The 19,944-nt window shown below is 36.8% G+C and carries 17 protein-coding genes and 1 other annotated feature (1 of these 18 running past the window's edge); of the genes, 1 reads left to right on the top strand and 16 read right to left on the bottom strand.

All coding sequences use genetic code 11. From position 1 onward, the window contains the following. Nucleotides 1-132 (bottom strand) — a binding site (T-box leader); it reaches 61 nt to the left of the window's first position. The 7 genes from gltX to THEXY_RS01590 form a co-directional block, all read right to left on the bottom strand. Continuing rightward, entirely contained in the window at nt 129-1,586 is a 1,458-nt protein-coding gene (gene gltX, locus THEXY_RS01620; RefSeq protein WP_013787127.1) for a glutamate--tRNA ligase, read from the bottom strand. Its footprint overlaps the feature before it by 4 nt. Nucleotides 1,587-1,742: 156 nt before the next feature. Continuing rightward, nucleotides 1,743-1,982, bottom strand: a complete 240-nt coding sequence (locus THEXY_RS01615; RefSeq protein WP_013787126.1) for a hypothetical protein — start codon at nt 1,980-1,982, stop codon at nt 1,743-1,745. A 71-nt stretch (nt 1,983-2,053) separates the two neighbouring features. Further along, nucleotides 2,054-3,766 carry a proline--tRNA ligase gene (locus THEXY_RS01610; protein WP_013787125.1) on the bottom strand — a complete coding sequence of 571 codons (1,713 nt, stop codon included), beginning with the start codon at nt 3,764-3,766 and terminating at the stop codon, nt 2,054-2,056. A gap of 48 nt (nt 3,767-3,814) precedes the next feature. Then, nucleotides 3,815-4,297 carry a 2-C-methyl-D-erythritol 2,4-cyclodiphosphate synthase gene (gene ispF, locus THEXY_RS01605; RefSeq protein WP_013787124.1) on the bottom strand — a complete coding sequence of 161 codons (483 nt, stop codon included), beginning with the start codon at nt 4,295-4,297 and terminating at the stop codon, nt 3,815-3,817. Nucleotides 4,298-4,307: 10 nt separating this feature from the next. Next, nucleotides 4,308-5,552: a lipase family alpha/beta hydrolase gene (locus THEXY_RS01600; protein ID WP_013787123.1), complete on the bottom strand. Its 1,245-nt coding sequence runs from the start codon at nt 5,550-5,552 to the stop codon at nt 4,308-4,310. A 63-nt stretch (nt 5,553-5,615) separates the two neighbouring features. Then, nucleotides 5,616-6,308 carry a 2-C-methyl-D-erythritol 4-phosphate cytidylyltransferase gene (gene ispD, locus THEXY_RS01595; RefSeq protein ID WP_013787122.1) on the bottom strand — a complete coding sequence of 231 codons (693 nt, stop codon included), beginning with the start codon at nt 6,306-6,308 and terminating at the stop codon, nt 5,616-5,618. Nucleotides 6,309-6,415: 107 nt separating this feature from the next. Beyond that, nucleotides 6,416-7,519: a PIN/TRAM domain-containing protein gene (locus THEXY_RS01590; RefSeq protein ID WP_013787121.1), complete on the bottom strand. Its 1,104-nt coding sequence runs from the start codon at nt 7,517-7,519 to the stop codon at nt 6,416-6,418. A 253-nt stretch (nt 7,520-7,772) separates the two neighbouring features. Between THEXY_RS01590 and THEXY_RS01585 the strand changes: the two genes are divergently transcribed. Further along, the gene (locus tag THEXY_RS01585) at nt 7,773-8,168 is read left to right on the top strand and encodes a nucleoside triphosphate pyrophosphohydrolase family protein (protein ID WP_013787120.1); all 396 of its coding nucleotides are present in this window, start codon (nt 7,773-7,775) and stop codon (nt 8,166-8,168) included. Between the two features lie 23 nt (nt 8,169-8,191). Here THEXY_RS01585 and radA read toward each other — a convergent pair whose 3' ends face one another. The 9 genes from radA to ptsP form a co-directional block, all read right to left on the bottom strand. After that, entirely contained in the window at nt 8,192-9,538 is a 1,347-nt protein-coding gene (gene radA / locus THEXY_RS01580; RefSeq protein ID WP_013787119.1) for a DNA repair protein RadA, read from the bottom strand. A gap of 97 nt (nt 9,539-9,635) precedes the next feature. After that, the gene (locus THEXY_RS01575; protein WP_013787118.1) at nt 9,636-12,068 is read right to left on the bottom strand and encodes an ATP-dependent Clp protease ATP-binding subunit; all 2,433 of its coding nucleotides are present in this window, start codon (nt 12,066-12,068) and stop codon (nt 9,636-9,638) included. A gap of 19 nt (nt 12,069-12,087) precedes the next feature. After that, nucleotides 12,088-13,095 carry a protein arginine kinase gene (locus THEXY_RS01570; RefSeq protein WP_013787117.1) on the bottom strand — a complete coding sequence of 336 codons (1,008 nt, stop codon included), beginning with the start codon at nt 13,093-13,095 and terminating at the stop codon, nt 12,088-12,090. Between the two features lie 9 nt (nt 13,096-13,104). Next, a complete protein-coding gene (mcsA, locus tag THEXY_RS01565; protein ID WP_013787116.1) occupies nt 13,105-13,632 on the bottom strand; it encodes a protein-arginine kinase activator protein McsA in 528 nt (175 codons plus the stop codon). 1 nt (nt 13,633) lies between these two features. Beyond that, nucleotides 13,634-14,107 carry a CtsR family transcriptional regulator gene (locus tag THEXY_RS01560; RefSeq protein ID WP_013787115.1) on the bottom strand — a complete coding sequence of 158 codons (474 nt, stop codon included), beginning with the start codon at nt 14,105-14,107 and terminating at the stop codon, nt 13,634-13,636. Between the two features lie 152 nt (nt 14,108-14,259). Then, entirely contained in the window at nt 14,260-14,460 is a 201-nt protein-coding gene (locus tag THEXY_RS01555; RefSeq protein WP_013787114.1) for a hypothetical protein, read from the bottom strand. 56 nt (nt 14,461-14,516) lie between these two features. Further along, the gene (locus THEXY_RS01550) at nt 14,517-15,734 is read right to left on the bottom strand and encodes an NAD(P)-dependent malic enzyme (RefSeq protein WP_013787113.1); all 1,218 of its coding nucleotides are present in this window, start codon (nt 15,732-15,734) and stop codon (nt 14,517-14,519) included. Between the two features lie 197 nt (nt 15,735-15,931). Beyond that, nucleotides 15,932-17,968 carry an elongation factor G gene (gene fusA, locus THEXY_RS01545; RefSeq protein ID WP_013787112.1) on the bottom strand — a complete coding sequence of 679 codons (2,037 nt, stop codon included), beginning with the start codon at nt 17,966-17,968 and terminating at the stop codon, nt 15,932-15,934. 109 nt (nt 17,969-18,077) lie between these two features. Then, complete coding sequence (gene ptsP / locus THEXY_RS01540; RefSeq protein WP_013787111.1) at nt 18,078-19,805, bottom strand: phosphoenolpyruvate--protein phosphotransferase; 1,728 nt, start codon at nt 19,803-19,805, stop codon at nt 18,078-18,080. Nucleotides 19,806-19,944: the final 139 nt, after the last annotated feature.

Raw genomic sequence — 19,944 nt, 5'->3', positions numbered from 1 at the left:
ACGGATACCCGTGCGACAATGCGCATTGCTCATGGGTGCACTTCACACAATATATCCAGAAGCTGCTTTCAGCCCACGACAGCTCCTCTCTTTTGGAATCTATTATGCTACTCTCCCAATCATCACATTTACGATATTAACTTTAAGGCTTTATCTATCCTTTGCAATATTTTATGTTTGCCTAAAAGAGGAATTATCATCACAAGTTCAGGCCCATGATCTTGCCCTGTTAAAGCAAATCTTATAGGCATGAAAAACGCTTTTCCTTTAACTCCTATCTTCTTTTGCAACATCTTTAGCAGTTCTTTTATGCCCTCTTCTGTAACTTCATCCATATTCTCAATTTCCTCTTTAAACGCCGTCAGTACATTCTTAGCATCACTTGACAGCAAAGTTTCTTTTACTTCGCTATTGTATTCAAAATCATCAACAAAGAACATCTTTGCTTTGTCTTTCAGTTCAGCCACATAGTGCAAGCCATCTTTAAAAAGTGAAACAACCTTTTTTAGCCATTCGTACTTAGCCTCATCCACATTTTCGCCAATATAACCTGCCTCTTTAAGATGTGGCAAGCTTAAATCTACAATTCTTTCAATAGGACTCATCTGAATGTAATGTTGATTCATCCAATTCAATTTTTCTATGTCAAAAACAGGATTAGCACTGTGAATCTTATTGAAATTAAATTTTTTAATTATTTCATCTTTAGACATCAATTCAACATTGTCATCTGGAGACCAACTTAAAAGCGACAAAAAGTTAAACATCGCTTCAGGTAAATACCCCATTTCCCTGTATTGTCCAATGTAAGTATTCCCATGTCTTTTAGAAAGCTTAGTCCTGTCTGGTCCCAAGATAAGAGGCGCATGAGCAAATACAGGTGGCTTAAAGCCAAGTGCTTCGTAAATAAGAAGCTGCTTAGGTGTGTTATAGATATGATCTTCACCTCTTATGACATGGGTTATTTTCATAAGAGTATCATCTACAACGACTGCAAAGTTATAAGTTGGCATGCCGTCAGATTTTACTATTATCATGTCACCGCCAAGCGTGTCTGAGTTAATTTCGATCTTTCCCTTTATCATATCATCAAATGATATTGTAACATCATCAGGAATTATGAATCTAATGGAAGGTTTCCTTCCTTGCCGCAAATACTCCTCTTCCTGTTCTTTAGTCAAATGCCGACACCTTCCCGAATACCTCGGTATATCTCCTCTTTTAACAGATTCCTCTCTGTCTTTATCCAGCTCTTCAGGAGTACAGTAACATCTGTAGGCTTTGCCTTCTTTTATAAGCTTTTCTGCGTATTCATTGTATATGTGAAGCCTTTCGCTTTGCCTGTATGGTCCGTATTCACCAGGTTTGTCAGGCCCTTCATCCCATTCTATGCCAAGCCAGCTTAACTCTTTGAATATCAACTTTTCAAAGTCCTTAGAAGACCTCGTTAAATCCGTATCTTCTATCCTCAATATAAGCTTAGCGCCTTCACTTCTTGAAAATAAATAATTAAATAGCGCAGTGCGGATATTTCCTATGTGAATAGCACCAGTAGGGCTTGGTGCAAACCTAACTCTCTTTTCCATATAGCCATCTCCATCTTTTGTATTCATCATATACCATTATACAAATTTTATTTCACACTTACAATATGTTTTCATAAAAACGGCAATATTATATATTCTAACGCCTAAAGTAAGTAATGCGTAAAGTAATAAAGGGATAGTCTCCTATCCCTTTAATCATTTAACCGTCATGTGATTTACTTTGACAGATGGAATGCTTGTAAGCTCTTTTGAAAATTCATTTATATACTTCTCATCCCCTCTGACATTTAACGTTATAAGCCCATTATCATCACTGTCATCGTGTATTCCAAACCTGGCCAATATGTTTTGTCCGTGCTTCGTCAATACTTCTTGCACTTTTGGTGCAAAATCCGATCTTTTATCGACAGAAATGCCCATTATGTAAATAGACATTAAACCACTCCTTTCCTACTTTATTTTTTTGTCATTCTTAAAATATTATGCAAAAAAGGAGCATTTAGCTCCTACATATTTTCACTGATCAATTCTTTGACTTTGCCTAAAACTTCATCGTATTTTAATTCTATGGGCTTTTCTTCTCTTCTTAATTTCAGCTCAACTATATTGTCTTCAGCTTTCTTTCCCACTGTTATTCTAATAGGTATACCTAACAAATCGGCATCATTAAATTTTACGCCAGCTCTCAAATCCCTGTCATCAATCAAAACCTCAATGCCAGCCTTCGATAATTCATCGTACAATTTCTCTGCAAGATCTCTTTGTACATCATTTGACACATTTACAGGTACGATTATGACATGATATGGTGCTATAGACATTGGCCAAATGATACCTTTGTCGTCGTGATTTTGCTCTATTGCAGCAGCCGCAATTCTGTTTAACCCTATGCCGTAACAACCCATTATTATAGGCTTTTCATTGCCGTTTTCATCTATATAATTTGCACCTAATGCATCAGAATATTTTGTGCCTAATTTAAAAATGTGCCCTACTTCAATTCCTCTATCAAGTTTTAAAGGACTGCCACATTTCGGGCATTTATCGCCATCTACAACTTTTCTGACGTCTGATACTACATCTGCTTTAAAATCTCTTCCATAATTGACATTTTTTAAATGGTAGTCTGTCTCATTAGCGCCGACGATAACATTTCTCATGGCAGGTATTTCTGCATCTGCTATAAGCATTACGTCATCTTTGAGTCCAATAGGACCAGCAAATCCCACATTGGCAGATGTGACTTTCTTTACAGTTTCTTCATCAGCCAATTCAACATCATTTTCGCTTACATTTAAAAGATTCGCCAGTTTTACAATATTTACTTCCCTGTCGCCTCTTATAAGCACCGCAGCTACCTTATTCTTGTACTTGTATATCAATGTTTTTACAAATCTTTCCGCTTCAACATCCAAATGCGACACAAGTTCATCAATCGTCTTTACATCAGGCGTATAAATTTTTTCCAATGGCCTCATCTCTTCGTCAATTGTGTTTTGTACAGTGCATTCCGCCTTTTCTTCATTGGCAGCATAGCCGCAGTTGTCGCAATAGGCAATTACTGCTTCTCCAACATTAGATGTCACCATAAATTCTTTAGAATCCTTTCCACCCATAGCACCTGTATCAGCTTCAACGACAGTATACTTTAAGCCGCACCTGTCAAATATCCTGCAGTAAGCATCGTACATCTTATCAAAAGACACATCCAGTCCATCCCAATCGACATCAAAGCTGTAGGCATCTTTCATTATAAATTCGCGAGACCTCATGACTCCAAATCTGGGCCGCCTCTCATCTCTATACTTCGTCTGAATCTGATATATTGTCAGTGGAAGCTGCCTGTATGACTTTACATCATTTCTTATAAGGTCTGTAAAAACTTCTTCATGCGTAGGGCCTAAGCAAAATTCCCTGTCATTTCTATCCTTTAGCTTAAACATCTCAGGTCCAAAAACATCCCATCTGCCGGATTCTTTTAAAAGTTCCGCAGGTATTATGGCAGACATAAGCACTTCCTGTGCCCCTGCTCTGTCCATCTCTTCCCTCACGATTTCTTCAATCTTCTTAAGGACTCTCTTACCAAGCGGCAAATAAATGTACACACCTGATGCAAGTTTTCTCATCATGGCGGCTTTTAACATGAGAATATGGCTTGGTATCTCAGCTTCTGCTGGAACCTCTCTCATCGTTGGTATAAACAATTGTGATAATCTCATCGTCTACCTCCTAATATTTATCATGTTTGTATTTTATTTAATTTAATTTTAACTGTCAATACATTTTTCAGAAAGACTTGCTATCGCGTACGCAGCAATTCCTTCTTTTCTACCTGTGAATCCAAGACCTTCTTCGGTCTTTGCTTTAATGTTAACTCTGTCAATCCCAATATTTAAAACTTTCGACAGATTTTTGGATATAGCATCTTTATACGGTGCCAATTTTGGTTCTTGAGCTACAATGATGCAGTCAATATTGTTTATGAAAAATTTGTTTTTTATCAAATCTAATGTCTTCTTAAGGAGCACAGTGCTGTCTATATCCTTATAGATCCATTCGGAGTCAGGGAAATGAGTTCCTATATCGCCTAACCCTGCAGCACCGAGAATTGCGTCAATGACAGCATGTATAAGGACATCGGCATCTGAATGACCTAAAAGCCCCTTAACGTACGGAATCTGTACACCGCCCAATATCAATTTTCTTCCCGCCTCTAATCTGTGTACGTCATATCCAATACCGACTCTCATAAGAACACTCCTATCCCTTAAACTCAAAATTACCATTTCTATCCACAAAAAGACGAGTTTCAGACTTCCTAAATCTGTCTTTTTGCTTTATTGTTTTAACAGCAAAACCTTTATTTGTATGAATCATGATAGACCTTGCTGCAAAGTCTGGTGAAGAAAAGTGGTATTCCCCTTCTTCATTAATAGCCATGTACCAATTTACTTTTCCAAAGACATTGTACTTTTTAAGTTTTTGCCCTCTGTCAAGCACAATGACTTTGCTATCTGTCAATATATTTACAAAAGACAATATCTTTTCCAAAACACTTGCCTTAGGTGCTTCTTCTACGCCCAGTATTTCTTTTAGATGCGGAATAGAAGCATTTAATATTCCTCCATGGCCTGCATTCAAGACATATTTATTTCCCTCAACTCCTAAAGCACTTTTAATCAATACGGTTCCATCCCCTTTATCATCTCTGACAACACCAACAGCCCGACCGTCAGGCCACAATACGCTATCGTCACTATCAGCAACTTGAATGAATTTATTCGTGTATATACCATTTCCTGAAAAAACGTAAACTTTATCGGCTCTTTCATAAAATTTATCAATTGAGCTGTTTAATTCATTTAAAAAGCCATTCTGTTCTTTCATGTAAAGTATATTTTTAAACACGATCTTGTTGTTTTTAATCGGGTATTTAAAAACGTAGTTTCCGTATTCAGCACTGGGCATGAGAGATTTTATAGATGGAATGTATCTTCTTATTATCATAAGCTCATCTTTCTCCCCTTTTATTTTGCCTATAGCCCAGATAAATCCTCTTAAAAGTATATTCAAAAAATCCTCATCGTTGTCAGGAGGAACTGCACCGCCTTCCCACGCATAATATGCATTAGCAGCTCCATAATGGGGAGAAGATAAAAAGACGACTTTACCTACATCATTTCTGTAAAAATTTCCTTGCACATAGCTTCTAAGAAGTAAACCACCCATGCTGTGGCATACAACATCGACTTTATCGCAATTATTTTTTATTCTTGCCTCATTTATCTTAGACATAAGTGTGTTTACGCACTCAGGTATATCCTTCCACCACTCATAATAGCAGATAAAGAGATTCTTGCCTTCCATGTATCCCAATGATTTTAAATTTTCAATGAAAGAATCGTATATATAGCCTGCAGGTCCAAACCCCCATGCTTTGCCGACAAGCGTAGGAACATACATGGAGCCAAATATTCCGTGAATAAATACAAGAGGCCTTCTCATCACAATCACCTCATATAATTTAAGCATCTTTTGCTATAATTATATGAGGTTAAAATAATAATGTTATTGATATATTGTTTTTAAGAAAGCTTCAGATATTATCAAATCCTCAGGCGTAGTAATCTTTATATTTCTATAACTTCCTTCCACAAGCTTTACTTTATGTCCAAGTCTCTCTACAAGGACAGTATCATCTGTACCTAAAAAACCATCTTCCATCGCTTTTAAATGTGCCTCATATATAAGCCTGTATTCAAAAATTTGTGGCGTTTGGATGGCCATAAGATTTGTCCTGTCAGGTGTAGACACTACAAAATTGTCATCGTCAACTACCTTTATAGTATCTTTCACTGGAACAGCAATACCTACAGCACTGTGAAGTTTAGACTCTTCTATGCCCTTTTTTAGTGTGGTTTTGTCGATAAAAGGTCTTGCTCCATCATGTATCATCACTATGTCGCATCTGCTGTCCACAGCCTTTAACCCATTGAAAACAGATTCCTGCCTCTCCATTCCACCGGCAACTATCCGCCTTACCTTTTTAAAATTATATTTATCGACTATTTCCCGTCTGCAGTAATCTATGTCCTCATTAGACACTACTAAAACTATCTCATTAAGTTCCAATAATTTTTCAAAGACATTTAGAGTATAGTACAGAACAGGCTTTCCGTTTAATTTCAAAAAAACCTTGTTTAATTTTGTACCCATTCTTCTGCCTTTACCAGCAGCAACAATTATTGCACTAATAAACATAATACACCCTCTACAAAAAATATACTGGTAAAATTATATCACATTCACCATTTTTCCGCCATCGACAAAATAAAAAAGGCATCTTCAAAAAGAAAATGCCTTAAAAATCACATAGCTTTTTCTTGATCTGTTTGCTTCGGCTTGGCAAATATCATTCTACCTGCTGCAGTCTGCAAAACGCTTGTTACAAGAACGTCCAACGTATCACCTATGTGTTTTTTGCCACCGTCTACTACGATCATAGTACCATCGTCAAGGTACGCTATGCCTTGACCAGATTCCTTACCATCCTTTATAACTTGAACGACCATCTCTTCCCCAGGAAGCACCACAGGCTTTACTGCATTTGAAAGTTCATTTATATTAAGGACAGGTACGCCTTGAAATTCAGCTACTTTATTCAAATTATAATCATTTGTTATGACTTTCCCATTCATCATCTTGGCAAGCCTTAAAAGTTTCGTGTCTACTTCGGATGCGTCCACATCCTTATCTACAATCTGCACCTTCATGTCCAATTCCTTTTGTATTTTGTTTAATACATCAAGGCCTCTTCTGCCTCTATTCCTCTTTAATGAATCAGATGAATCAGCTATATGCCTCAATTCCTCCAGCACAAAATTAGGTATAATAAGTGGTCCTTCTACAAACCCCGTTTTACATATATCAAAAATCCTGCCATCTATTATGACACTGGTATCGAGAATTTTTGGTATTTCACTTATCTCTACTTTTTGCGATTTTTGCTGTCCCATCTTTTTCACTATCGCAAACAAATTCATAAATTCATCTTTTTTCTTCAATGATATGCTTATTCCAAGGTAACCGAAAAACACACTGATTATTATAGGAATAACCTTCCCTACAAACGGAAGTTGATAAATGGGAGCACTAATAAGATTTGCCAAAATCAATCCAATGATTAATCCAAAAGCGCCAACTAAGATATCGTATATCGGCGATTTTTGAAGCGCTGTCTCAAGCCAACCTTCGAAATCTTTTCCCCATTTAATAAGTTTAGGAGAAAAAATAAAAAATATGATTCCGCCTATCAAAGCCCCAACAGCGTATACAATGATTGATGTAATACTCGTCAATGTCAAATCCATCAGTTTTTGCAGCTTCAATACGGCCAAAGACAAATAAGCCGCTTCAAATCCCACTCCTAAGCCGACTATCGAAATAATTCCTCTTACAATTTTGTATAACATATATTCACCTCCACTTCTATTATTATCAAAAATGCCACTAATTATAAGTCAATGGGGAAATTTTATAAATGCACATAACAAATTTTACATGTATAGGGCTTCTTTAATAAAAGTATACTACTTATAGATAAACATTGTCAATTTACAAAAAATTTAGTCATGCTATAAATGTTATTTCGTGTAAATATTGACAACACAACATTTACAAGTATATAATTAACTTAAGATTTAAAGAAACGGGAGTGGCATAACCATGAAGGATATAATAGTCGATGATCTACAAAACACAGTAGAAGAATACCTAATACGTCACAAAAGCATTCTCGATATTTTGACAAAAATTCAAGAAAGCAGTGCCAGGGTCAACAGAGCAGTAGCAAAATCTGTTACAGAGTGCGGCTGTCTAAAAATCAATGCACAAAAACAAGAAATCCCTGAAGACGCCATGATAGAAGACGCACATAAGTACATTAAAACACATGTGGATGGTCAGTTGTGCGATAATTGCCGTGAAGTTTTGGAAACCGAAATCGGCAACAACATATTTTATATAATAGCACTTTGCAACACGCTTGGTTTAAATTTCTATGATATATTGCTTAAAAAAGATAAAGAGCTTAATACTCTGGGAGTTTTCAATATGTTATAATTTGGTGGGGATAGACCCACTTTTTATTTTGCAATAACATCTGTAAGTTCTACGATGTTTTTAATCTTTTTTATGTTCATATCGTAATTATTTTCTACCTTCATCTGTGGCACTACTATTGTTTTAAACCCCATCTTTTTAGCTTCACTTATCCTTCTCTCCAAATTGCTTACAGGTCTTACTTCGCCTATCAGTCCAACTTCACCAGAAAAACAGATGTCATTAGAGATAGGAATATTTAAATACCCTGATATTAAAGCTGCAACTATTCCTAAATCGGCTGCAGGCTCTTGTACTTTCAATCCACCAGCTATATTTAAGTATACGTCTGATTGCGAAAAATTTATCCCACATTTCTTTTCCAACACAGCCAATAAAAGCACAAATTTGTTGTAATCTATGCCTGTGGACATCCTCCTTGGTAACCCAAAATTAGTATGGCAAATGAGCGATTGAACCTCTAATAAAATTGGTCTCGTGCCCTCCATAGAGCTTATTACAGCAAGACCCGGAGCATTTAAATCTCTCCCAGACAAAAGCACTTCAGAAGGATTCTTTACCTCTTTTAAACCTTCTGATTCCATTTCAAATACACCTATTTCATTTGTAGAACCAAATCTGTTTTTGTAAGCTCTCAATATCCTAAATGACTGCGTCCTATCACCTTCAAAGTACAATACAGTATCTACCATATGCTCCAACACTCTGGGACCTGCTATAGAGCCTTCCTTAGTTACATGACCTATTATGAATACAGTGATACCGTTTTGCTTTGATAGCCTTAGAAGATGCTGCGTAACTTGCCTTACTTGCGACACGCTGCCTGGTATAGTTGTACTTTCATCTGCATACATAGTCTGGATTGAATCAACTATAATAAAACCAGGCGATATCTTTTCTACGTGCCTTTCAACATTGTTTATGTTAGTTTCGGCCAAGAAGTATACCTCCTGCTTGCCTTTTATGATTCTATCTGCTCTCATTTTTATCTGGCTTGATGATTCTTCTCCCGAAATGTATAAAACCTTTGTGAAATTAGACATCACGTCCGATATCTGCAAAAGCATGGTTGACTTGCCGATGCCGGGTTCTCCCCCAATTAAAACAAGAGACCCTTTTACAACACCACCGCCTAATACCCTGTCAAATTCGCCAATCCCTGTTTTTATGCGGTCTTCATCCTTTGCCTCTATATCTTTTAAAAGCTCAACTTTTGATGTAAGTATGCCTTCTTGCGACTTTTTGTCGCTGTCTTCAACTACCTCTTCCACAAACGAATTCCATTCATCGCAATTAGGACACTTTCCCATCCACTTTGTGCTTTCAAATCCGCACTGTTGGCAGATAAATTTAGTCTTATCTTTTTTCACATTTCCACCGACTTTCCATGTATATCTATCACTAAAATTATATCACATTGAAATATAAAAATTGGATACCCTCACTTAAGAGAGTATCCAATTATACTTAAACTTTCGTAAAATCAAATTTACCGTCTTTTAATTTAACTAACACTTTATCTCCAGATTTTATTTCGCCTTTCAGCATAAGCTCAGAAAGCTCACTTTCAACAACTTTCTGTATAGCCCTTCTCAATGGCCTTGCACCGTAAGTCACATCATAGCCCTCTTTAAGAAGTTCTTCTTTTGCATCATCTGTAAATTCAAGGCTTATGTTGTTATCTTTAAGCCTCTTATTCAAATCAGCGATCATCAAATCAGTAATCTTCCTTATGTCATCCTGCGTCAGTTGACGGAATACAATGATATCATCAATCCTGTTTAAAAATTCAGGCCTAAATGATTTTTTAAGCTCCTCTAAGATGTTTTCCTTCATCTTTTCATACGATTCTTTTTCTGCGTTGCTTTCAGGCATAAAACCTAAAGTCGTCTGCTTCTTAATAAGCTGTGCTCCAACATTGGAAGTCATTATTATGAGTGTATTTTTGAAATCTACCGTTCTGCCTTTTGAATCTGTCAGCCTTCCATCATCCAATATTTGCAACAATATATTAAACACATCTGGATGAGCTTTTTCAATTTCGTCAAACAAAATTACAGAATATGGCTTTCTTCTTATTTTTTCTGTAAGCTCTCCACCTTCTTCATATCCAACATATCCTGGAGGAGAACCGATAAGCCTTGATACAGAGAATTTTTCCATGTACTCAGACATATCTATTCTGACTATCGCTGATTCGTCTCCAAACATGGCTTCTGCTAACGCTTTGCTAAGCTCTGTCTTTCCGACACCTGTAGGTCCTAAGAATATAAACGATCCAATAGGTCTTTTCGGATCCTTAAGTCCAACTCTTGCCCTCCTTATTGCTCTTGCCACCGCGTCCACCGCTTCATCCTGTCCTATTACGCGTTTATGCAGTATCTCTTCCAAATGCAAAAGCCTTTCAGATTCTTCTTGTGCAAGCTTCTGTGTTGGAATGCCAGTCCAAAGGGATACAATTTGTGAAATTTCTTCAGCTCCAACGCTTTTTTCTTTAACTAATGAATTCTGCTGCCATTTTGATTTTAAGTTTTCCAGTTGCTCTTTAACTTTTTGTTCTTCATCTCTTATCTTAGCGGCTTTTTCGTACTCTTGTGTCCTTATAGCCTCTTCTTTATCTTTATTAAGCATATTTAATTTATCTTCCAATTCTTTTATCTCTGGCGGTGCTGTAACTGTCTTAAGTCTGACTCGCGACGCAGCTTCATCTATAAGGTCTATAGCCTTATCAGGAAGGAATCTATCTGTTATATACCTGTGTGAAAGTTTTGCTGCTGCTTCAATCGCTTCATCAGTAATCTTTATCCTGTGATGTGCTTCATACTTGTCCCTAAGTCCTTTTAATATTTCTATCGTTTCTTCAACAGAAGGCTCTTCAACCATTATAGGTTGAAATCTCCTTTCGAGAGCAGGATCTTTTTCAATGTACTTTCTGTATTCATCGATTGTAGTAGCACCAATGACTTGTATCTCTCCTCTCGCAAGGGCTGGTTTTAAGATATTAGATGCGTCTATGGCACCTTCTGCCGCACCAGCACCTATTATAGTGTGAAGCTCATCTATAAAAAGTATGACATTTCCTGCCTTGATGACCTCATTCAATACATTTTTCAGCCTATCCTCAAATTCTCCTCTATACTTTGTGCCTGCAACCATTGAAGCCATATCTAATGTTACAACCCGTTTGCCCTTTAAAATCTCCGGTATAGTACCACTTTCGATGGCCTCTGCCAATCCTTCGGCGATTGCAGTCTTACCGACCCCAGGTTCGCCAATAAGGCATGGATTGTTTTTAGTCCTTCTGCTTAAAATCTGTATTACTCTTTCTATCTCCTTTTCGCGTCCAATGACAGGATCAAGCTTTCCTTCCCTTGCAAGTTCTGTAAGATCTCTTCCAAACTGATTCAAGTTAGGTGTATTTGTATTCTTAGCTCTTTGCGCTTTATTTGTAGTGCCAGAAGGTTCTTCGCTTACCATCTTTACTATTTCTTCTCTGACTCTGTTGAAGTCTACACCTAACTCCATCAAAATCCTTACTGCTACGCCTTCACCTTCTCTAATAAGTCCCAATAAGATGTGCTCTGTTCCGATGTAATTTGTATTAAACCTTCTGGCCTCAGCAAAGCTAAGCTCTAAAACCCTCTTTGCTCTTGGCGTATATCCTACCACATCGCCAGGCACATTTCCCATTCCAATAAGTGATTCTACCTTTGCTCTTATATCTTCGTAAGTGACACCAAGGCTTTTTAAAACCCGCGATGCTATTCCATCTTCTTCTTTAATAAGTCCTAAAAGGATATGCTCCGTTCCCACGTAATTGTGGTAAAGTGAGCGAGCTTCCTCCTGTGCTTGATAAAGCACTTTTTGTGCTTTTTCCGAAAATCTGCCAAACATTGCCATAAAAACACCTCCTAAATTTTTATCCTTTAATCAATTTTGATACATACTCAGCCCTCTTAATATCCCTTTCATATGGCTCTAACTGTTTCCCTATTATTTTTTGTAGGTTTCCAGGCTGAATATGTGTTGTTATCTCATCTATCTTTTGAATGTCCAAATTTACAATGTTTAAAACAGCACCTAATCTAACGTCTGAAATAAGCTTCATGAATTCTTGAGTAGACATTACCTTTGCATTTGTCAAAAGACCGTATGATCTACCTATTCTGTCTTCAATCTGCACTTTTCTCTTCTTGTAAAGATCCTCTCTTGATTTTCTCTCATTGGATATAATCTGCTTTACAATGCCTTCAAGGTTTTCTATTATGTCTATTTCACTTTGACCTAATGTAACTTGATTTGATATCTGGTAAATATCGCCTAACGATTGAGTCCCCTCACCATACATGCCTCTTACTGCTATTCCGATTTTAGATACGGAGTTTAGAACATTGCCTATCTGTCCAGTTATAGTAAGTGCCGGCAGATGTACCATCACAGACGCTCTTATACCTGTTCCTACATTTGTAGGACATGCCGTAAGATAACCTAACTTTTCGTCAAAAGCATAGCTTATGTTTTCCTCAATCAAATCATCAATCTTGTCTGCCAGATCCCAAGCTTCTTTTAAATTAAGCCCATTAAATATAGTCTGAATCCTTAAATGATCCTCTTCATTTATCAATATGCTTACAGTGCCGTCGTTCTTTATAAGAGCACTGCCGTTTTTAGTATTTTGGGCAAGATCAGGGCTTATCAAATGTCTTTCAACAAGGGATTGCCTCTCAAGAGGAGTTATTTTTTTCATGTCGTACTCTAAAAACTGCGTTGAGAGTATCGTCTTACTGTCAAATATGGCCTTTTTCACTGATTCTTTAACTTTTTCTGCCTCACTTTCCGTCATGACAGACGGAAATGGAATATCGCTTAAATTTCTGGCAAGTCTAATTCTGCTGGAAATCACAACATCATTGTCATGGTCAAACATCAGCATCACCTACTTTCCATACTTTTTCTCCAATTCTCTGATTTTATCTCTCAATTTTGCAGCTTCCTCAAATGCTTCCTCTTTTACTGCTTTGTCCAGTTTCGCTTTAAGCTCCTCTATTTCTCTCTTTGCCCTTAATGCTCCACCAGTCTTTCTTGGAATCTTACCTCTATGTCCAGTGCTTCCATGAATTCTCCTTATAAGCGGATTTAATTCATCTGAAAATGAATCATAGCATCTACTGCATCCAAGCCTGCCTGTTTCTTTAAATCTGTCGTATGTCATGCCGCAATTGCTGCACTTTAATTGCTCTTCTACATAAGTATTTCCTGTATTTGGAAGAAAATTCATTAACCCTGCTAACAAATCCTGCACAGAAAATGGTGTAAAATTCACAAACGGTGAAAATGTCTCGCTGTTTAAAAGTCCTTCTTCTTGTGCACATTGCTCACACAAGTTCATTTCAGTCTTGACACCGTTTATTATTTGAGTATAATGGACTGTCGCTGGTCTTTCTTTGCATTTATCGCACAACATTTCAATCACTCCTTTTTATCAAATTATTTGAAAGTTCTGCTAACATCACCTTTAAAAGTATTGCCCTTAAAATAGGCTTTTCGTACTGTGCAACAGGTAAAATCTTATCGTTAAGCACAGATTTCATCAATGCAGCTTCCCTTTCGGTTATCAAATCATGTTCTAATAAAGTATCGATGTAAAGCCTGCCTTTGCTTTCTGTTATGTTGTCACCTATATCTGAAATCAATTTTGCCATCCAATCCTTAGAAACAGGTCTTTTGATTATTTTAATGTATCCGCCACCACCACGCCTGCTTTCAATGATATATCCATTTGATAAGTTAAATCTCGTCTCAAGTACATAGTTTATCTGTGATGGGGCGCAATTGAAAATATTAGCCAGTTCATTTCTCTTTATCTCAATATATTCTTCATCAGCTTCTTCTATCAAGCTTTTTATAAAATCTTCTATTAAATCGCTCAGCCTCGCCATCCCATCACCTCTTTCTTACTTTGACTTTCTTTGACTTTCACTTACTATTTTATTCCTCTTTTCTATACAGTCAACAGCCATTTAATTTATATTTTTCCATTTAAGCGTCATTTAAAGCAGATTAAACGTATATTTCAAATATTTATTAATTTTTACTCATCATAACTTTTATTTTCGCTAAAATAAAAATCACAATCACTGTAAAAGTCATTGTACTCATCTATAAACTCATGGCCTTTTCTCTTAATATTAGATTTTCCATACGCGCTTAACATCTTTACAATATCGTCATCTATGTTTATAAAATCATTATTGCCATAATAAATATTAGAAAGTCTGTGATGTAGTGGCATAAAAAAACCTCCTTTTTTAATTTATATTTATTTTTTTCAAAGGAGGTCAATTCATACTATAAAATTTTATTCAATTTTGACTCTATCTCTTTTATATCCACATCGCAACTGGCGACATTTGTATCTATAGCAGCTTTTACAACACTCAATGCAACCGCCTTAGCTACTCTTTTATCAAATGCTTTTGGTATTATGTAATCTTCATTTAATTCATCATCAGAAACCAATCCAGCAATTGCATATGCTGCTTGAATCTTCATTTCCTCATTTATCTCAGAAGCTCTAACATCAAGGGCACCTCTAAATATGCCTGGAAAAGCCAACACATTGTTTATCTGATTTGGAAAATCAGATCTTCCAGTTCCGATTACAAGTGCTCCGCCCTCTCTCGCCTCCTCAGGATATATTTCAGGAATTGGATTTGCCAATGCAAATACAATCGAATTTTTGTTCATGGATTTTACCATGTCTTTTGAAAGCACATTAGGAGCGGATACACCTATAAAAACATCCGCACCAATCAAGGCATCAGCCAACGTTCCCTTTATCTTATCTTTATTCGTAATCTTAGCAATTGATATTTTTGATACATCTGTATCATTTCTACCATCGTAAATGATGCCTTTTCTATCACATAACACAACGTCTCCAACTCCAGCATTGATAAGTAACTTCGCTATTGCAATGCCTGCTGCACCAGCGCCATTTATGACAACTTTGATACTATTCAAGCTTTTACCTGCAATTTTTAAAGCATTTATCAATCCAGCAAAAACAACAACCGCTGTCCCATGTTGATCGTCGTGAAAAACAGGTATATTCAAAGCTTCTTTTAATCTTTCTTCTATCTCAAAGCATCTTGGAGCAGATATATCTTCAAGATTTATGCCTCCAAAAGTAGGAGCTATGTTTACAACCGTCTCAACGATTTTATCAACATCTTTTGTAGCAATACAAATTGGAAATGCATCAATTCCTCCAAATTCCTTAAACAATACCGCTTTTCCTTCCATTACAGGCATTCCAGCCATAGCGCCAATATCGCCAAGCCCTAAAACGGCACTGCCATCAGTGACAACCGCTACAAAGTTACCCTTGTTTGTGTATTCATAAGCAACATCAGGATTTTTTTGTATCTCTTTGCATGGTTCTGCAACACCTGGTGTGTAAGCCAGCGACAAATCTTTTGAATCATTGACTGGCACTTTGCTTAAAATGCTGATTTTCCCCCTATTTTCTTTATGTAATTTTAATGCTTCTTCCCTTAAATCCATTGTTACCCTCCTTAAAGTATACAGTATATTAAGAATATTATATATCATAATCTTGCAAATATCTATTGCTTTAGATTGATAAATCACTAAAAAGTACAATCGATATTATTTAGAAACCCGCTATTTTGTTTTTGCTTATAAAAAAGACTGATGCACTATGACCTATTTAGTCGGTTGTGCAACAGCCCAATTTGAAATTACTCTTGAGATTTCTTTCTCGCCTCTATGACTTTTTCTGCAACAGCAGGTGGTGCCTCCTCATACCTTGCAAACGACATCTTGAATTCTCCTCTTGCCTGTGTCAATGACCTTAAATCTGTAGCGTATTTAGCCATTTCAGCCTGAGGAACTTCAGCAGTCACCACCTCCATATCTCCCTTTGACTCCATCCCTAATATGCGCCCTCTCCTTTTGTTTAGGTCTCCAATCACATCCCCCATATACTCTTCAGGTACCGTTACTTCTACGTGCATTATAGGCTCTAACAAAACAGGATTTGCCTCTTCCATGCCTTTCTTAAAAGCTATAGATGCAGCAACTTTAAACGCCATCTCAGATGAATCTACAGGGTGAAAAGAGCCATCCAAAAGTGTCGCTTTTATATTCACAACAGGGTACTTAGCAAGCACGCCTTCTTTTATGCATTCTCTAAGTCCTTTCTCAACCGCAGGAATGTACTGCTTTGGCACCGCTCCACCAAATATCTTATCTTCAAATTTAAACTCTCCTTCTTTGTACGGTTCAAATTCTATCCATACATGGCCGTATTGCCCATGTCCACCAGTCTGCTTTTTGTGCTTGCCTTCTACTTTTGATTTGCCTTTTATCGTCTCTCTGTAAGGTATTATAGGCTCTGTAAGAACACACTCTACGCCAAATTTGCTTTGAAGTTTCTTGGATATGACTTCTATATGCTGCTCACCCATGCCATATACTATAACTTGCCCTGTTTCGACATTTTTCTCGACTTTAAACGTCTGATCTTCCTCTTGAAGCCTCTGAAGTCCATTGCTTATCTTGTCTTCATCGCCTTTTGCTTTAGGCTCGATTGCCAAAGCCAATGTGGGCTCAGGAAATACAATGGGGCCATATTCTATTTGATTTGTCTGATCACAAAGTGTATCGCCTGTCATTGTAAATTGCAATTTTGAACATGCTCCTATATCACCAGCAACCAATTTTGAAACGGGGATCTGCTTTTTTCCTCTTAATACATACAACTGTCCAATCTTTTCATTTGCCTTCTTTGTACCATTATACACAGTGGAGTCAGAAGATACAGTTCCAGAAACTACTCTAAATATAGATAATTTCCCTACAAAAGGATCCGCTATCGTCTTAAATACAAAAGCTGAATAAGGTTTATTTTCATCTGCCACAGCCTTAAATTTGTTGGCCTCAATAGGCGATGGCAAAACATCTGTCATAATATTTAACAATGCATCTATACCGATATTTTTTAAGCTTGACCCACAAACTACAGGGAAAATGTCCCTACTTTTCACACCTTCCTTTAAACCTTTAAGCAATTCGTCTTTAGAAAGCTCTTCTCCCGCAAAAAACTTTTCCATCAAGGCTTCATCATTTTCAGCAATGTCTTCTATAAGCTCCTCTCTATATTGCGATGCACTTTCTTCCATCTCAGCAGGAATGTCTGTCTCTTGAACCTCCTTCTGGGTGTAAACGTATGCTTTATTCGTAATAAGGTCTACATATCCAGTAAAACTGTGTTCACTGCCAATAGGCAATGTCATAGGCACAACTTTATTGCCAAACTTATTTCTCAACTGATCAAGTGTCTTATAAAAGTCTGCATTTTCTCTATCCATCTTGTTTATAAAAACCACAGTAGGAAGCTTTTCAGCCTCTAACATTTGAAATGATTTTTCAGTGCCAACTTCAACCCCTGATGCAGCACAAACAACCAGTACAGCACTATCGGTAGCCTTCAATCCACTGATTACTTCGCCAAAAAAATCAAAGTATCCAGGTGTATCAAGCACGTTTATTTTGCAGTCTTTCCACTCAATCGGAATTACAGATGTGGATATAGAGATTTGCCTTGAAATTTCCTCAGGATCGTAATCAGATACAGTTGTTCCGTCTTCTACGCGCCCAATCCTATCTATGGCTTTTGCATTGTATAGTAGTGCTTCTGTAAGCGTAGTTTTTCCAGCTCCTCCATGTGAAACTAATCCAACATTTCTTATTTGTTGCGTTTTATAATCTTTCATATATATCCCCCTATCTTATTGCTTTAATATTATTATTCTATACTGATTTTAAATTTCCTTTTTTAATTTGAAATTTTTTTAAAAAACCTCCGGTATGCCCGGAGGTTTTTTATTCGCCAATTATTTCATATAAAATTTTTTTTGCTGCTTCTTCTATATCATCAGGTGTTGACATGTTTAATACAATTTCCGTAAACTCTTTAGCTTTTTCATAAGAAACATTTCTTATGATATTCTTTATATTCGGTATTGAACTTGCACTCATTGAAAATTCATCCAAGCCTAATCCTAAAAGAATAACCGTTGTAAGAGGATCTCCCGCCATTTCACCGCACATAGCTGTGAATATGCCTTCTTTGTGTGATGCATCTATGACATTCTTAATAAGCCTTAATATAGCAGGATTAAACGGCTTATAGTAATCCTTTATCCTCTCATTCATCCTATCAACAGCAAGCGTGTATTGGCACAAATCGTTAGTTCCGATGCTAAAGAAGTCTACTTCTTTTGCGAGAAGATCCGCAGTCACTGCAGCAGATGGTATTTCTACCATTATGCCAACTTTTATGTTTTTATCATATTTTATGCCCTTTTGATCCAGTTCTTCTTTAACTTCGTTTAAGATCTCATTTGCCTTTCTTACTTCAACTACCGAAGAAATCATCGGATACATTATCAATATATTTCCAAATGCACTGGCTCTAAGCAAAGCTCTAAGCTGTGTTTTAAACATCTCTCTTTCGTCAAGACAAAGCCTTATGGCTCTGTAACCCAAAAATGGATTCATCTCGTCCGGCATATTTAGATATGGTAGCTTCTTATCACCGCCAATATCTAATGTCCTTATGGTGACTGGTTTGCCATTCATCTTCTCTGCAACGTATTTATATGCTTCAAATTGTTCTTCTTCTGTAGGAAAATCATTCCTATTCATGTACAAAAATTCTGTTCTAAAGAGTCCTATCCCCTCAGCACCGTTTTTCAAAGCACCTTCTACGTCATTAGGAGTGCCGATATTTGCCGCCAGCATCGATTGCTTTCCGTCTGTCGTAACTGCAGGCAAATCTTTTAACTCTTTTAGCTTTTCAACTCTAATTTTGTATTTATCGCGCTTTTCTTCATATTCCTTGAGGACATCTTCAGTGGGATTTACAATTACTACTCCTTCGTTTCCATCTACAATGGCGATATCACCATCAGAAACTTGCTTAGTGACATTTCCTGTGCCAACTACTGCTGGAATTTCTAATGATCGTGCCATAATAGCAGTGTGGGAAGTCCTACCACCTACATCTGTAGCAAATCCTAAGACTTTTTCTTTTCTCATTGTAGCCGTGTCAGATGGTGTTAAATCTTTGGCAATTATTATCACATCTTCATCAAGCTCTGACAAATTTACATCCACTATACCGTGTATATTATTTATTATCCTATGCCCAACATCTCTTAAGTCAACCGCTCTTTCTTTTAAATACTTGTCATCAAGTGATTCCATCACAGATGCATGCTGTTCAATGACGTGATTCACTGCATTGTCAGCCGTAACATAGTCAATTTTTATCATATTTACAACAGAATCATAAAGCTCTGGGTCGTTTGCCAGCATAAGATGTGCTTCAAAAATCTCAGCCTTGTCTTTTCCAAACTCCCTTTCCGTCTTTTCCTTGATCTTTTCCAATTGAGCTTTTGTCAATTCAATCGCATTTTCAAATTTTGCTATTTCATCTTTTACCATTGATTCATCGATATTTTGTGTATTGATTTCAGCAAATTTCTTCGTGTACAAAAAAACCTTGCCTATTGCAATACCCGGTGAAGCCGCAACGCCTTTTAACATCTTTTTTCCTCCTCATTTGACTTTAATAGATATTATAGCATAATAGTAGTAAAATTTTAAGTGTTTATAATATTTTGCCAACAGTTATTAACTGGCAAACAACAAGAATAGTGTATCATTTATAGACTGTTTTTTCAAA

Origin of the sequence: Thermoanaerobacterium xylanolyticum LX-11, from assembly GCF_000189775.2 — a bacterium.
Taxonomy (GTDB): domain Bacteria; phylum Bacillota; class Thermoanaerobacteria; order Thermoanaerobacterales; family Thermoanaerobacteraceae; genus Thermoanaerobacterium; species Thermoanaerobacterium thermosulfurigenes.
Note: the sequence above shows the minus strand (reverse complement) of the source record. Positions and strands in the feature narration are given on the sequence as shown.

Bases quoted from the DNA above. Each gene is read 5' to 3' on its own strand.
- mcsA (WP_013787116.1), bottom strand. From the start codon at position 13,632: ATGTTGTGCGATAAATGCAAAGAAAGACCAGCGACAGTCCATTATACT.
- ispD (WP_013787122.1), bottom strand. From the start codon at position 6,308: ATGTTTATTAGTGCAATAATTGTTGCTGCTGGTAAAGGCAGAAGAATG.
- gltX (WP_013787127.1), bottom strand. From the start codon at position 1,586: ATGGAAAAGAGAGTTAGGTTTGCACCAAGCCCTACTGGTGCTATTCAC.
- THEXY_RS01590 (WP_013787121.1), bottom strand. From the start codon at position 7,519: ATGTTATACAAAATTGTAAGAGGAATTATTTCGATAGTCGGCTTAGGA.
- THEXY_RS01575 (WP_013787118.1), bottom strand. From the start codon at position 12,068: ATGGCAATGTTTGGCAGATTTTCGGAAAAAGCACAAAAAGTGCTTTAT.
- THEXY_RS01560 (WP_013787115.1), bottom strand. From the start codon at position 14,107: ATGGCGAGGCTGAGCGATTTAATAGAAGATTTTATAAAAAGCTTGATA.
- THEXY_RS01570 (WP_013787117.1), bottom strand. From the start codon at position 13,095: ATGTTTGACCATGACAATGATGTTGTGATTTCCAGCAGAATTAGACTT.
- THEXY_RS01550 (WP_013787113.1), bottom strand. From the start codon at position 15,734: ATGGATTTAAGGGAAGAAGCATTAAAATTACATAAAGAAAATAGGGGG.
- THEXY_RS01585 (WP_013787120.1), top strand. From the start codon at position 7,773: ATGAAGGATATAATAGTCGATGATCTACAAAACACAGTAGAAGAATAC.
- THEXY_RS01610 (WP_013787125.1), bottom strand. From the start codon at position 3,766: ATGAGATTATCACAATTGTTTATACCAACGATGAGAGAGGTTCCAGCA.
- THEXY_RS01555 (WP_013787114.1), bottom strand. From the start codon at position 14,460: ATGCCACTACATCACAGACTTTCTAATATTTATTATGGCAATAATGAT.
- ptsP (WP_013787111.1), bottom strand. From the start codon at position 19,805: ATGTTAAAAGGCGTTGCGGCTTCACCGGGTATTGCAATAGGCAAGGTT.
- THEXY_RS01600 (WP_013787123.1), bottom strand. From the start codon at position 5,552: ATGAGAAGGCCTCTTGTATTTATTCACGGAATATTTGGCTCCATGTAT.
- THEXY_RS01615 (WP_013787126.1), bottom strand. From the start codon at position 1,982: ATGTCTATTTACATAATGGGCATTTCTGTCGATAAAAGATCGGATTTT.
- ispF (WP_013787124.1), bottom strand. From the start codon at position 4,297: ATGAGAGTCGGTATTGGATATGACGTACACAGATTAGAGGCGGGAAGA.
- fusA (WP_013787112.1), bottom strand. From the start codon at position 17,968: ATGAAAGATTATAAAACGCAACAAATAAGAAATGTTGGATTAGTTTCA.